Origin of the sequence: Williamsia muralis NBRC 105860 (assembly GCF_001598915.1) — a bacterium.
Lineage (GTDB): Bacteria > Actinomycetota > Actinomycetes > Mycobacteriales > Mycobacteriaceae > Williamsia > Williamsia muralis.
In genome coordinates, this window is record NZ_BDAP01000010.1 from 1 (window position 1) to 13,987 (window position 13,987).

13 protein-coding genes are annotated in these 13,987 nt (G+C 63.9%); 11 read left to right on the plus strand and 2 right to left on the minus strand.

Going from position 1 to position 13,987, the window contains the following annotated elements:
* Positions 1 to 83: 83 nt before the first annotated feature.
* The gene (locus WIMU1_RS23910) at positions 84 to 1,040 is read right to left on the minus strand and encodes a M23 family metallopeptidase (protein ID WP_062800870.1); all 957 of its coding nucleotides are present in this window, start codon (positions 1,038 to 1,040) and stop codon (positions 84 to 86) included.
* A 550-nt stretch (positions 1,041 to 1,590) separates the two neighbouring features.
* On the opposite strand from WIMU1_RS23910, the gene WIMU1_RS23915 reads away from it, so the two are divergent.
* The 10 genes from WIMU1_RS23915 (at position 1,591) to WIMU1_RS23960 (ending at position 11,778) form a co-directional block, all read left to right on the plus strand.
* Positions 1,591 to 2,085 (plus strand): DUF6153 family protein, encoded by a 495-nt coding sequence (locus WIMU1_RS23915; protein WP_156045716.1) that lies wholly within the window; start codon positions 1,591 to 1,593, stop codon positions 2,083 to 2,085.
* Between the two features lie 106 nt (positions 2,086 to 2,191).
* Positions 2,192 to 2,848, plus strand: coding sequence for a DUF305 domain-containing protein (locus WIMU1_RS23920; protein ID WP_030174530.1), 657 nt, complete (start codon positions 2,192 to 2,194; stop codon positions 2,846 to 2,848).
* Positions 2,849 to 3,009: 161 nt separating this feature from the next.
* Entirely contained in the window at positions 3,010 to 4,236 is a 1,227-nt protein-coding gene (locus WIMU1_RS23925) for a L,D-transpeptidase (RefSeq protein WP_030174527.1), read from the plus strand.
* Entirely contained in the window at positions 4,233 to 5,084 is an 852-nt protein-coding gene (locus tag WIMU1_RS23930) for a WD40/YVTN/BNR-like repeat-containing protein (protein WP_051722013.1), read from the plus strand. Before WIMU1_RS23925 ends, WIMU1_RS23930 begins: the two co-directional genes overlap by 4 nt.
* Positions 5,085 to 5,182: 98 nt before the next feature.
* Positions 5,183 to 5,389, plus strand: a complete 207-nt coding sequence (locus WIMU1_RS23935; protein WP_030174521.1) for a heavy-metal-associated domain-containing protein — start codon at positions 5,183 to 5,185, stop codon at positions 5,387 to 5,389.
* Between the two features lie 88 nt (positions 5,390 to 5,477).
* Entirely contained in the window at positions 5,478 to 6,455 is a 978-nt protein-coding gene (locus WIMU1_RS23940) for a DUF8832 domain-containing protein (protein WP_030174518.1), read from the plus strand.
* Positions 6,456 to 6,509: 54 nt separating this feature from the next.
* Positions 6,510 to 8,825, plus strand: coding sequence for a heavy metal translocating P-type ATPase (locus WIMU1_RS23945; protein ID WP_030174515.1), 2,316 nt, complete (start codon positions 6,510 to 6,512; stop codon positions 8,823 to 8,825).
* Positions 8,826 to 9,001: 176 nt separating this feature from the next.
* Positions 9,002 to 11,080: a heavy metal translocating P-type ATPase gene (locus tag WIMU1_RS23950; protein WP_030174512.1), complete on the plus strand. Its 2,079-nt coding sequence runs from the start codon at positions 9,002 to 9,004 to the stop codon at positions 11,078 to 11,080.
* A gap of 38 nt (positions 11,081 to 11,118) precedes the next feature.
* Positions 11,119 to 11,442 (plus strand): metal-sensitive transcriptional regulator, encoded by a 324-nt coding sequence (locus WIMU1_RS23955; protein ID WP_030174510.1) that lies wholly within the window; start codon positions 11,119 to 11,121, stop codon positions 11,440 to 11,442.
* Positions 11,443 to 11,523: 81 nt separating this feature from the next.
* Entirely contained in the window at positions 11,524 to 11,778 is a 255-nt protein-coding gene (locus tag WIMU1_RS23960; protein WP_030174508.1) for a hypothetical protein, read from the plus strand.
* Between the two features lie 497 nt (positions 11,779 to 12,275).
* Here WIMU1_RS23960 and WIMU1_RS23965 read toward each other — a convergent pair whose 3' ends face one another.
* Positions 12,276 to 12,482, minus strand: coding sequence for a hypothetical protein (locus WIMU1_RS23965; RefSeq protein WP_030174506.1), 207 nt, complete (start codon positions 12,480 to 12,482; stop codon positions 12,276 to 12,278).
* A 583-nt stretch (positions 12,483 to 13,065) separates the two neighbouring features.
* On the opposite strand from WIMU1_RS23965, the gene WIMU1_RS23970 reads away from it, so the two are divergent.
* Positions 13,066 to 13,944 (plus strand): ATP dependent DNA ligase, encoded by an 879-nt coding sequence (locus WIMU1_RS23970; protein WP_197038092.1) that lies wholly within the window; start codon positions 13,066 to 13,068, stop codon positions 13,942 to 13,944.
* The last annotated feature ends 43 nt before the right edge of the window (positions 13,945 to 13,987 follow it).

Consider the following 13,987-nt stretch of genomic DNA (forward strand, 5'->3'; position numbering starts at 1 on the left):
AGAATCAAGTGTTTCGGTCATCGTCGATCCTTCCCGCCAAGCTCAGCTCGGCGTGTTGAACCAATGACCGGATCAACCGTTATTTAGACAGTCCCACCGTTACCGACGGTGGCGATCTCCTGGCCGGCGGTGACGAATTGTCCCACCGTGACGGTGTTTTCGTTGTTGTGTCCGTAGGTAGTGATGGTCCCGTCGTTGTGCTGGATGCGAACCCACAGCCCGAATCCCTGTGCCGGGCCCGAGCTGATGACCACCCCGTCGGCGACGGCAACGATGGGTGTTCCTGTCGAGTTGGCGATGTCGATGCCTTGGTGGTTGCGGCCGTCACCGAACGGGGAAGTGATTGTCCCCGAGGTCGGCGCGACGTACTGCCGGCCGACGGTCGAAATCTCAGTTGGAGTTTCGATTGGTGCCGGCGGGCTGGAGGTGTCCGGAGGCAGTGGTGGCGTGGTCGACGGGACGGGCGCCGACGGAGTTGCCGGTGCGGCGCTGGGTACGGGGGGCGTGGATCCGATAGATGCCGTCGATTCGATGGCCTGTGTGGTGGTTGTCGATGGCGGCGGCGGCGGCAATCCAGGGGTTGCAGGCGCGGTGGCGCTGAGCTGCCCGGTGTGTGTGGGTGATGCGGGCGCAGGTGCAGGTGCAGGTGCGAAAGAGGATGCCAGAGTGTGGACGATGGTCGGGCTGTGCGGAGTCCCGGCGGCGGTGAGAGTGGCAACGATGTCACCGAAGTGCAGCGCTCTCATTGCTTCGGTGGTCTCGCTGGGATCGAGATTGGCTAGGGGGCTCAGGCATTGGGCGAGGGCCTGGGCATCTGCGTTGGGGGCACCGAGGGTGGCGAGTGACCACTGGGCAACGCATGTGCCCACCTCGCGGCCCACTCCCGCCAGGGCAGCAACGCCGTTGTCGGTGACCATCGCCTGGGCGTTCATTACCGCCAGCTGCAGCAATTCTCGTCGGATGTGGGTGCTGTCGGCGACGGATTGATCTCCCGACGCCACGTCGGCGACCTCGTCGGACACGAGCTGATGGGCGTTCATTAGAGAGAGCTCGGGTGCTGAGGCCGGCTGCTGTTCTTGCTGTGGGTGGACAAGAACTAACGCCCCGGCTGCGGCGACCACACAGCCTGTGGAGGTTGCCGCTGTCCAACGGCGGCGTGTTCGCGGTCTGCGGGAACGAACAAATACTTCAAAGCGCACGGCAACGCTCCTTTTGGAGGTGTCGGGAAGGGGCGGACCGCACGAGTTTTGACAGGGTCCACCACCGGGCGTAGACCCCACTATTGCACTCCTTTCCCAGATGCACCATAGGAAACAGCAGCCTCATCTGAATCACAAACATGTGATTACAGGAGTCGGCTCAGCGCGTGAGATCGATTGTGTGCCCGTAAATTTGGTCCACACTCACTGTTCGACGCAAGTTTCTGGCGAGGTGCACTTAGTGCGGCTGCGACGAGCGACCCCGCGTAGGCACTGGGCAGCAGACACAAGTTTCTGTCATCGGCGGGACTGTCCACTACGATGAGGGTCAATACCTCCCAGGGGTAAACCCAGAAAACGACAGCGAGCGCAGACACAAAGGGGGTGGGCGATGTCAGGGTTTGTAGGCGGTCATGGCAGCACTGATGTTGTCCTGCGTCATCGGCCGGGCCGCGGTCGCTGGTTGACCGCGGCGGCGATGGCGTGCGCCGCTTTCGCTGTACTTGTGGGTGTGTTGTTGATGCATTCGGTGCCTATGGTGCATCCTCCGGCCGGGCACGGTGTGGCCGGTGTTTCCACCGCTACGGTCACGCACCCGGCTAGCCATGACCACACCGCCCTCGCCGATCTGACCGCCCTTGGGATGCACGGCGCGGGCGTGGTGATGGATATGGGTTGCGGCGACGGCTGTACGCCGCACACCGGGATGGCGATGTGCATGGCGGTGGTCAGTGTGGTGGCTGCCCTGCTGATGACACGTCGGCTAGTGGCGCATCTGCCCACCGTCGGTGGGGCTCACCAGATGCGGTGGACGGGCAGGTACACCTCGCGTGCACCGCCGTGGGCGACACCCTCGTTGGAGAAGTTGTCGGTGTTGCGGATCTGACAGACGAAGTGCCCTGGGCACTTTCGTTGTGACGTTGTACGTGCTTATCGGCGCGTCGCGATCCCTGATCCCCACACATCCACATTTCTTTTCCAAGGAGACGATTATGTTCTTGACCCGTTCTGCCCGACTCAAAGTTGTTGTATCCGGTGCTGGTGTCGCTGCGGCCGTGGTGTTGGCCGGCTGTGGCGGTGACGGTGGCCACGACATGGATTCGATGGGTGGCGACTCGATGTCGGCGCCTGCATCTACCAGCACGACCGCTCCCTCGACTTCGACGGGGGCCACCGCCCAATTCAACGACGCCGATGTGATGTTCGCCCAGATGATGTACCCCCACCACGCCCAGGCTGTCGAGATGGCCGAGCTGGTACAGGGACGCACCACCAATCCTCAGGTCATCGAGCTGGCCGCGGCGATCAAAGCCGCTCAAGGCCCGGAAATGGCGCAATTACAGCAGTGGCTGCAGCAGTGGGGTAAACCTGCTCCGAGCGCCGATATGGGCAGCATGGACCACGGCAGCGACGGCATGAGCGGCATGATGTCTGAGCAAGATATGACCGAGCTCAAAGCCAAAAACGGCGCCGAGTTCGATCAGGCGTGGCTGACAATGATGATCGAGCACCACACCGGTGCGATCGAGATGGCCAACACCGAAATCGCGGACGGCTCTAACGAGCAGGCCAAAGAGATGGCTCGCACAATCGTGCAAACCCAGCAGGCCGAAATCGACACCATGAAGTCGCTACAAGCCCAGTCCTAACCCCTCACCAGCTGTCGTCGGGCCGGAACCTACTGATGCGGTCAGTAGGTTCCGCCCTCGACCAGTTGCCCCCTCACCCTTCTTCACCTCAGGAACGGCTCCCTCCCCCGGCCCTCTCGCCGGGGGCGCGGGGCCGCTGAGCTTTGACTTACGGAGATTTCATGCGCACCCCTCATCACCGAGGGCTCCTGGTGCTGGTGCTCGTCATGGCGACACTGGCCGCCTGTAGTTCCTCCCCCTCACCGTCGACGTTGAGTTCATCCTCACCGGCAGCAACCTCGGCGGTCGACGCGCCGCAACTGACCATCACCCCCGGCGACGGCACCACCACGGTCAAGCCCACCGACCGGGTTGAGGTTCAAACATCTATGGGCACCTTGGAATCGGTGGTGCTGACCAACGAGACCGGAGCCCAGATCGCCGGGTTCTACACCCCGGACCGAATAGATTGGAAACCCGCTGTTCCCTTGGGGTATGGCCGTACTTACACGCTGACCGCCACTGCTGTTCAAGAGGATCAACGCACCGAACGCACCATCTCGTTCTCGACGGTCACACCGGGTAACCAGACCAAACCGACCTTTGTCAGCACCGGCGGAAACCTGCTCACCGACGGCGCCACCTACGGGGTAGGGATGGTGGTGGTCGCCCAGTTCGACGAGCCGATCGGCGACCGGGCCGCCGCCGAACGTTCACTCGAGGTGCGGACCGATCCCCCAGTCACCGGTTCGTGGAACTGGGTCGACGAGCGAAACGTGCACTGGCGTCCTCGCGAGTACTACGCCCCCGGGATCACCGTGACCGTAAGCGCGAACATCTACGGGGTTCAGTTGGGAGAGAACCTATTTGGGCAAGAGGACGTATCGACCTCGTTCACCATTGGTGATGCGCACGTCTCGATCGCCGATGACACCACCAAACAAGTCTCGGTGTTCAGCAACGGTGAGCTGGTGCGCACCATGCCTACCTCGATGGGTCGCGGCGGCACCGAAACGGTCAATGGCCGCACCATCCATTTCTGGACTCAATCGGGCCCGTACACCGTCCTGGACAAGGCCAACCCGGTCATCATGGATTCCTCCACCTACGGACTCCCGGTGAACTCTCGCCTGGGCTATCGCCAGTCGATCAACTACGCCACCCGCATCAGCAACGACGGCATCTACCTGCACGAGCTTGTTGACACCATCGCCCAGCAGGGCAACACCAACATGTCCGCCGGATGCCTCAATCTCAACCCGGACAATGCGCGCTGGTTTTGCGACTTCTCGGTACCAGGCGACATCGTCGAGGTCCGCAATACCGGAGGCCCCCCACTGGAGCTCTGGCAGAACGGTGACTGGAGTGTGCCGTGGGACCAGTGGCTCGATGGAAGTGCGCTGCAATGATATTCACTGCCCAACGACGCAGGGCCGCAGCAGTGGTGTTCCTGGTGGGCGTGGTGGCGGTAGCGGCTGGGTGCACCTCCGCCGCCCCTGCCCCCCGCCAGAATCCCTCAGCTGGTGTCGGCGACGTCACCGAGGCGATCACACTGTCTCCGGAGCTGACGCATCTGCATGGGCTGCAGCTGTCCGCCGATCGCACGCTACTGGCCGGAACCCACACCGGGCTGGCTGCGATCACCCCCGCCGGCGCCACCACCGCCGTGGGCACCTCCGATGACGACCTGATGGGTCTGAGCGGGATACCGGGCACTGATGTGGTCTTTGCCTCGGGGCATCCCGGCCGGTCCAGTTCGGCCCCCAATCCCTTGGGGCTGCGGGCCAGTACCGACGGTGGACGCACCTGGCAGGATCGCTCGCTAGTGGGCGAGGTCGACTTTCATGTGCTTGCCGCCGACGAGGGCCTCCTGATCGGCTCTGATGGGGGTGCACGCCTGCTGATCTCCACTGACGCCGGCCACACCTGGAGTGCTGGAGCGCAGTTGGTGCCACGAACGCTGGCGATCAGCGCCGACGGTATCTGGGCAGCCACCGAGGACGGGATCGTGTGGCGTAGCACCGACGGCGGGCGCTCGTTTGCCCGCATCGCCGCGCCGACCATCGCGCTTCTGGCAGGCAGCGGCAGCGCGCTGTGGGCGATCGATGCCGACGGGTACGCCTGGCAACACTTCGAAAACCGGCCGTGGCTCAAGCATTCGTGGATCGGTGCTCCGCACGCACTCACCGTCGCGCCCGACGGCCTTGCCTATGCGGCGTCGACCACCCAGTTGTGGGTTCTCCAACCCCTCACTTGAATACCCTAGGGGGGTATGGTAGACATGGGGTGGGCCTTGATTGAGGGTCTCCGCGCAGGGCATGACCCGTGCGGCACTGAAGAAGAAATGGGGTTGTCATGAGTACGTCCACTGTCACTGTCACCGGAATGACCTGCGGACATTGCGCTTCGTCGGTCCGGGAAGAGGTCGGCGCCCTGGCGGGTGTGAGCGAGGTCGATGTTGACCTGAGCACCGGCAAAGTGACCATCACCAGCACCGACACCATCGAGCCGTCGGCGGTCAGGGCTGCGGTGGCTGAGGCGGGGTACCAGGTCGCCGAGTGACAACGGCAGGCCCCCGGCGCCGGACGAATGTCGGTGCGGCGCCGGGTATCTGCCCTTCCCACCCGTTACATGAGCGAGGAGAACGATTGTGAACACCGCGACCCGGTTAGCTCTGTACGGTGCGGGTCTGGTGGCCGTCTTTGTCGCCGCCTTCATCGCGGCCGGTGCTGTGGTGCCTGATCGGGTCGCGAGCGACTGGACCACTTCAGCCGACCACACCGCCCATACCCCCACCACGGACGCCGCTACTGCCCCTGCACCCGAGGCCGCACCGGTACGCGGGGTGTCGATCGCCGCTGACGGCTTTGCCTTGACCGGCCTAGCAGCCCCCACCCGCGTCGGTGAGAGCGGCGAGCTGGCATTCACCATCGCCGGCCCGGACGGTCGCTCCGTCACCTCGTTTGCCACGTCCCACGACAAACAGCTGCATGCGATCATCGTCGCCACAGATGGCAGCCACTATCGGCACGTGCACCCCACGATGGACGCCGGTGGGCGGTGGGCGTTGCCGTGGCAATGGCCCGCTGCCGGCAGCTATCGCGTCTTCGCTGATTTCGTGCCCGCGGCCACCGGAACCGCCCTCACGCTGACCAGCACTGTGACCGTGGCCGGCGAGGTAGCACCATCGTTGCCGCGGCCAGTAAGCGCGACCGATGACGTGGCTGGCTTTCAGGTCAGCCTCCAGGGAAGCCTCAGTACCGCCGGCACCTCGATGGTCACGGCCCGCATCAGCCGAGACGGCAACCCTGTGACGACCTTGCAGCCTTACCTGGGCGCCTACGGACACCTCGTTGCCCTCCGTGAGGGCGATCTGGCCTACCTGCATGTGCACCCCGAAGGCGCGTCCCCCAGTGGCCCGGACCAGCTTTCCGGTCCGCACGTGCAGTTCGCGACGGGCGCACCCACCCCGGGCCGGTATCTGCTGTATTTCGATTTTCAGGTGGACGGCCAAGTCCACACCGCCGAGTTCGTCCTGCAGACCACCGGGGCGCAACCCACGGCGCCACCGGCAGGACAACCCGCCCCGAACCCGTCTGCGCCCACCGATGCCCATGGTGGCCATTAATCCACCGCCGTTCGGCGCCCACACGCCAACGCTAACCATTCCCGAGGAGCATCCATGGTCACCGCACCTGCATCCCAGCCCGAGGCTGCGATCGAACTCGAGATCGGCGGCATGACCTGCGCGTCATGCGCCAACCGGATCGAACGCAAACTCAACAAGCTGCCCGGGGTGACCGCGACAGTGAACTACGCGACCGAAAAGGCGAAGGTCACCGCAGCCTCCCCGGACCTGGATCCACACACCCTGATTGCCGCCGTCGAGGACGCTGGCTACACCGCAGCACTTCCTACCTCCGGCCCCGCCGATGGCAGTGGCGCCGACGACGAGCAGGCGCGCCCTGATCGCGAGCTCGTCGCGTTACGTCAGCGTCTATGGGTGTCGGTGGCCCTCACCGTTCCAGTCATCGCACTGGCGATGATTCCGGCGTTGCAATTCACCTATTGGCAATGGGCCTCACTCACCCTGGCCGCACCGGTAATCGTATGGGGGGCTTGGCCGTTTCACACAGCGGCATGGACGAACCTGCGCCACGGAGCGGCCACCATGGACACCCTGGTGTCGGTCGGCACCCTGGCAGCCTTGGCCTGGTCGATTTACGCGCTGTTCTGGGGTACTGCCGGGCAACCGGGGATGACCCACGGTTTTGAGCTGACCGTTTCTCCGTCCGACGGCGCAGGCAACATCTACCTGGAAGTAGCCGCGGGAGTCACCATGTTCGTCTTGGCCGGCCGCTACTTCGAAAAGCAATCCAAACGCCAAGCAGGCGCGGCACTGCGGGCCTTGCTTGAACTCGGCGCCAAAGAGGTGGCCGTGCTGCGCAACGGCACCGAAACGCAAATCCCGATCGCCGAGTTGCAGGTGGGCGACAGCTTTGTGGTGCGACCCGGAGAAAAGATCGCCACCGACGGGGTCATCATCACAGGAAACTCCGCGGTCGATGCAAGCATGCTGACCGGTGAATCACTGCCGGTGGAAGTCAGCGAAGGTGATGCGGTCACCGGTGCCACCGTCAACGCCGGCGGCCGGCTCATCGTGCGGGCCACCCGTGTGGGCTCCGATACCCAGTTGGCGCGAATGGCCCAACTCGTCGAAGACGCCCAATCAGGCAAAGCCCAAGTCCAGCGACTCGCTGATCGCATTTCCGGGATCTTCGTCCCCATCGTCATCGCTATCGCAGTCGCCGTTCTAGGAGGCTGGATCGGTGCCGGGTTCCCGCTCAGCGCCGCCTTCACCGCCGCCGTAGCGGTGCTGATCATCGCCTGCCCCTGTGCGCTGGGGTTAGCCACTCCGACCGCATTGCTGGTGGGCACCGGCCGCGGCGCGCAACTGGGAATCCTCATCAAAGGGCCCGAAGTACTCGAATCGATCCGCGCTGTGGACACCATCGTCCTGGACAAAACCGGCACGGTGACCACTGGAACGATGACCCTGCACGACATCGTCACCGCCCCCGATGTCTCTTCCGACGATGTCTTGCGTCTGGCCGGCGCGCTCGAGCACGCCTCCGAACACCCGATCGCCCGGGCCATCGCCGCCGCGGCCGACCAAGCCGGACCGCTGCCGTCGGTGGAGTCGTTCACCAGCGTGGACGGCAAAGGCGTGCACGGTGTCATCGACGGTCACGCTGTACTGGTGGGCCGTGAGAGCTTGCTTGCCGACTGGTCCCTTCATCTCGACGACACCCTGTCCGCAGCCAAGTCTGCCGCCGAGCAGACCGGCCAAACTGCGGTGGTCGTCGCCTGGGATGGGCACGTGCAAGGTGTGCTGGTGGTCGCCGACACGGTGAAGCCGACCAGCGCCGCCGCGATCGCGCAGTTCACTGCCCTGGGCCTGACCCCGATCCTGCTGACCGGGGACAACCGCGCCGCCGCCGATCATGTCGCCGCCCAGGTCGGTATCACCGAGGTCATCGCCGAGGTCCTGCCCCAGGACAAACTCACCGTCATCGCCGACCTGCAGAAAAAGGGCAAAACAGTGGCCATGGTGGGCGATGGGGTCAATGACGCTGCCGCCCTTGCCCAGGCCGATCTGGGCCTAGCGATGGGTACCGGCACAGACGTGGCCATCGAAGCCGCCGACATCACCTTGGTACGTGGCGATCTGCGCTCGGCCGCAGACGCCATCCGGTTGGCCCGCAGAACCCTACGGACCATCAAGATGAACTTGTTCTGGGCATTCGCCTACAACATTGCCGCAATACCCCTGGCCGCTCTTGGGTTGCTCAACCCCATGCTTGCCGGTGCCGCGATGGCCTTTTCCAGTGTGTTCGTGGTCAGCAATAGCTTGCGACTACGCACGTTCACCTCCCAGGCCACCTCGACCCCCTCGCTCACGCCCGACGCACCGGCCCGGTCGCTGCAGCACGCCTGACCACCCACCCACCAACAGCTTCACCCTCGACTAATACCCCTGGGGGGTATAGGATGGTAGTTATGAACGCTTCTCATCACCACCACCAGGGCCAGTCGATGCCCACACCGGCATCGACCGGGGCACACCCGCCCGTATCGAGCCCCGGCCATGCCGAGGACGCCGAAGCTCGTGGGATGCACGGTCATACCGACCATGAGCACCCTGGCCATAACGCGGGTGACCATCAGGGCCACACTGATGACCACAGCGGCCATCAGGGCCACGCCGGGCATGGTGACCATGTGGGCCAGTTCCGGCGCCTGTTCTGGATCATGCTGCTGCTGGCCATCCCTGTCGTCGGTTTTTCGAGCATGTTCGCCATGCTGGTGGGCTACGACGTGCCCGACTCTGGAGCAGTGTCGTGGATCTCGCCGATTCTGGGTACGGTGATGTTCGCCTGGGGCGGCCGCCCCTTCCTGGTCGGCGCAGCCAGCGAGGTGCGATCACGGACTCCAGGCATGATGCTCCTCATCGGACTGGCGATCACGGTGGCGTTCGTGGCGTCGTGGGGCGCAAGCATTGGACTGCTCGACCACCAACTCGATTTCTGGTGGGAACTGGCCCTGCTGATCGTGATCATGTTGTTGGGGCACTGGATCGAAATGCGGTCGCTGGCCCAAACCACTTCCGCGCTGGACTCGCTGGCCGCTCTGTTGCCCGATGAGGCCGAGCGTATCGACGGCGACAACATAGTCACCGTCTCACCTGCACAGCTACAGGTCGGCGACGTGGTCATCGTCCGTCCAGGGGCAAGTGTGCCCGCAGACGGAAAGATCGTCGAGGGCACTGCCGAGATGGATGAGTCGATGGTGACCGGTGAATCAAAAACGGTGCGCCGCAACGTCAACGACATGGTCGTTGCTGGCACTGTCGCTACCGACTCGGGTGTGCGCGTGCAGGTTACCGCCACCGGTGACGACACCGCACTGGCCGGTATCCAACGGTTGGTCTCTGAAGCTCAGAACTCGTCGTCTCGGGCCCAACGGCTCGCCGACACCGCCGCTGCCTGGCTGTTTTGGTTCGCCCTGGGTGCAGCGGTACTGACCGCCATTGTTTGGACAGTACTTGGCTATCCGGATGACGCGGTCGTGCGCACCATCACCGTCCTGGTCATCGCTTGCCCTCACGCACTGGGATTGGCGATCCCGCTGGTGGTGGCCATCGCGACCGAGCGCGCTGCCCGCGGTGGTGTGTTGATCAAAGACCGCCTCGCGCTGGAGAGTATGCGCACCGTGGACACCGTGTTGTTCGACAAGACCGGCACCCTCACCAAAGGTGAACCCACCGTGACTGCCGTGCACACCACAGCAGGCCACACCGAAGATGAGGTGCTTGCGGCCGCGGCCGCGGCCGAAGCCGACAGTGAACACCCGCTGGGTAGAGCGATCGTGCACGCAGCCCGCACGCGTGCTCTATCTCTGAGCAGGGCCCGCGAGTTCAGTTCGTCACCGGCAGTGGGTGTATCGGCACTCGTGGACGGACGCCGCATTCAAGTCGGTGGCCCACGGCTGCTGGAGCAGTACCACCTTGCTGAACTCGACATCGCCGACACCTGGCGAACCGACGGTGCCATCATCCTTCATGTGTTGGCCGACGGAAACCCGATCGGAGCACTGAAATTAGCCGATGAAATACGCAGCGAATCGCGTGAAGCCGTCGCCGCGCTCCACAAACTCGGCGTGCAAGTGGTCATGATCACCGGTGACGCGCACGCTGTGGCCCAGTCGGTGGCCGCCGAACTCGGTATTGACCGCGTGTTCGCCGGCGTCCGCCCAGAAGACAAGGCCTCCAAAGTCAAAGCGCTCCAAAGCGAGGGACGAAAGACAGCCATGGTCGGTGACGGCGTCAACGACGCCCCCGCACTCGCCCAAGCCGACGTCGGCATCGCCATCGGCGCCGGCACCGACGTCGCAATCGGCTCAGCCGGCGTCATCTTGGCCAGCGACGACCCCAGGTCGGTACTATCGGTCATCGAGCTGTCGCGGGCGAGCTACCGAAAAATGAAGCAGAACCTCTGGTGGGCCGCCGGTTACAACCTGATTTCGGTTCCCCTTGCTGCCGGGGTACTTGCCAGTATCGGTTTCGTCTTGCCCATGTCCGTCGGCGCAATCTTGATGTCGGCGTCCACGGTGGTCGTGGCGCTCAACGCCCAGCTGTTGCGGCGACTGGACCTGCGACCGGAGATCAGCGCGACCACCGCAGGCAGCCGGTAGCCACCTACAATGCACACGCCCGACAACGAAGGACTCACATGGCTGCCAAAACCCCCACCCACGACGGGGATCACCCTGCCCCCCACGGATACATTGACGACAAGAAGAAGTACCTCGCTCGCCTCAAACGCATCGAGGGCCAAGCCCGAGGGCTGCACCGCATGGTCGATGAAGAGCAATACTGCATCGACATCCTCACCCAGATCTCCGCGCTGACCAAAGCGCTCGAAGGCGTCGCCATCGGCCTGCTCGACGACCACCTCAAACACTGCGTCGTCGACGCCGCTAAGACAGGTGGTGCGCAGGCCGACCTCAAACTCAAAGAAGCCTCCGATGCAATCGCCCGGCTAGTGCGCTCCTAAACAAGTCTCGCTTTCCTCACCCTTGGAAAGCAGCCTCGGCAATTCGCGTTCGCTCCACGACCAAAGGCCTGCCCACCCGTCATGGCTCACACCACACGCCTGCCCCACTGGTTTTCCGTACTCGTCGTCGCCTCCGGGGCAACAATCGCGTTTACCTTGGGTCTGGTTCTCTCCGCCCCGTACGCCACCGACGTCGTCCACACCCGCCAGCCACACCCACCCAACATCACCGACCCCGGCTGGCCACACCTACACAACTGGGCCTGGGCAGCGACTGTAGGTGCCGTCATACTCACCATCTTGCTGCTCGGTATCCGTCGCATAGGCCGCGACTAGCGCTGGTCACCAGACGTGCAATAAGTGGTGAAACGTTCTCCCTGTCCTACACTTATGCAACTGGTGAATTGTCACCGAACCCTTGCGGGACACGGCAAAAGTACCAGGCACACTCTCCAGGCATAGTCTGCGCAAACTCGCCGATCATTTCCTCAAGGGCATCTAGCGAGGAAGGAAAGTGGGACTGCAACTCTCGGATCAACGCGGTGATCTGTTGCGTCGTCTGCACTCAAAACGCCCCTCGTCCCACTCGACGGCCCCTGTCTAAGTCACCTAACCAGCACTTAGTCATTGCGCAGCCTCAACAGCAAACAGTGCTCACGCGAAATCAGCGGGGTTTCCGGGCCAATCCGGTTACGCAACATCCCGGCGGCAACCTCGACAGCGACTGCCTGCGGAACCTGACCTCGACCGACCAGGCCCGCAACTCTTTAAATACCGACACGCAGAAAGCCGCGACCCTGGTGGAGGGTCGCGGCTTTCGCTGTCGGGGTTGGCTAGTCGGCGAGTTTGGCGACTGCCTGGGCCCAGAGGAAGTACTTGTTGGTGCCCAGATCGCGCACGGTCTTGATGTTGAACGCCTCTTTGAGGTGCTGGGCATCGCCCGGGCTCACACCCTGCAGTGCCTCAACGGGGGCGTCAGCGAGCTCACTGATCGGCTTTTCCTCGTACGCATTGTCGAACTTGTCGGCAATTCCACCCATGAAAATGAACTCCTGTGCTCGGCTCGGTGTACCCGGTTCGGCACACCGTCACCATCGTAGGAGCGTTCGACGACCGGATCCTGTCATCAACCACTGATTTGCACCCCTATGGCGTCGTGCCCAGCACTGATTCGAAGGCAAGGCACCCGGCGTGTTTGCGAGTGTCGCGCCAGCACCTGTCATTGCGCACTTCCCCGCCGGCGGCGACATCGTGACCGCAGTACGTGTGACGTGAATGCCGCGTGGGCATCCTGAACGGGTGCCGCCTGTTCCGGATCCGATGCTCGCCACCCTGGGCGAAGCCCCATCTGGCGAGGGATGGGCGTTCGAGTTCAAGTGGGGATGGGGCTCGCGCGCTGGTCGAAACCGGTTCTGCGAGAACGTATGTGTGGAGTAGGTAGGCACCGCAACAACTTTTCTTCCCACTTCCCCGAGATCGTTGCTGGTGTGCCCGCCGGCGTTGGGCGGCCGGCAGGCGATTCTCGATGGCGAGATCGTCGTACTCAATGCGGCCGGGCGGCCCTCGTTCAGCCGACTACAGCGACGGCTGCGGATTCCCAAACCCAGCCGATAGGCCCTGCGGATGGTCCCGGCGACGTTCTACGCCTTCGACATCCTCGCCCTAGACGGCCAGGACAACACTGCCCTGCCCTATCTCGAGCGCCGCGCCCTTCTCGACGGGCTGGCGTTGGCGGACACGTCGGTGCAAGCCCCACCGTACTGGATTGATGTTGACGATCAGGTGATGCTCGACATCGCCCGCGAGCACGGCCTAGAAGGCATTGTCGCCAAACGCCTTACCTCGACCTACCACACTGGTAGGCGCTCTTCGTCTTGGATCAAATCGCCGTTGCGGAGGACAACATCGGTGGTGGTGTGCGGTTGGGATCCCGGTCCACGCGGTGGGCTCCGGGCGCTGGTTCTCGGCGCCCGCAACCCTGCCGGCGACCTGTGCCACATCGGGCATGTGGGTACCGGGTTCAGCGCCAAAGACCGGCGCATTCTGCGCGTGCAGCTCGAGGCGATCGAGCAACCGACCCCACCATTCACCCAGCCGCTCACGGCCGATGCCGGCTCGTCGATGCGGTGGGTCAGGGCCGTCTACGTCGGCGATATCGAGTACCGCGAGTTCACCGGCCACCTGCGCGCCATCCCAGCTGGAAAGGACTGCGGGACATACCCGCATCCTCAGTCGGGTGGCCCGGCGATCATTAAGGGAGGTTGTGGCCCTGTCTGCGGGCCCGATCCTGGATCCCCTGCGTCTGCTCTTCCGCTGCCGACCGTTGGGGCTGGCGGTCGGCGCCCGGCGGGAGCGGGCGGAACAAGTGGCCGGCGCAGGCCGATGCTTCCGACTTGGATTGAAGTACGTCGTGGTGTTCGAACCGGCGGGTTCGTAGCCTGGCGCAGGAGAGCGCAGGGGGTGGCTCGGATGCTTCGTGCCGCCCTGCCGGCGTGTCATTGAGGGGCTGGCTTGGCCTGGGTGTGCCTTCCTCTGCGTTCTCCGT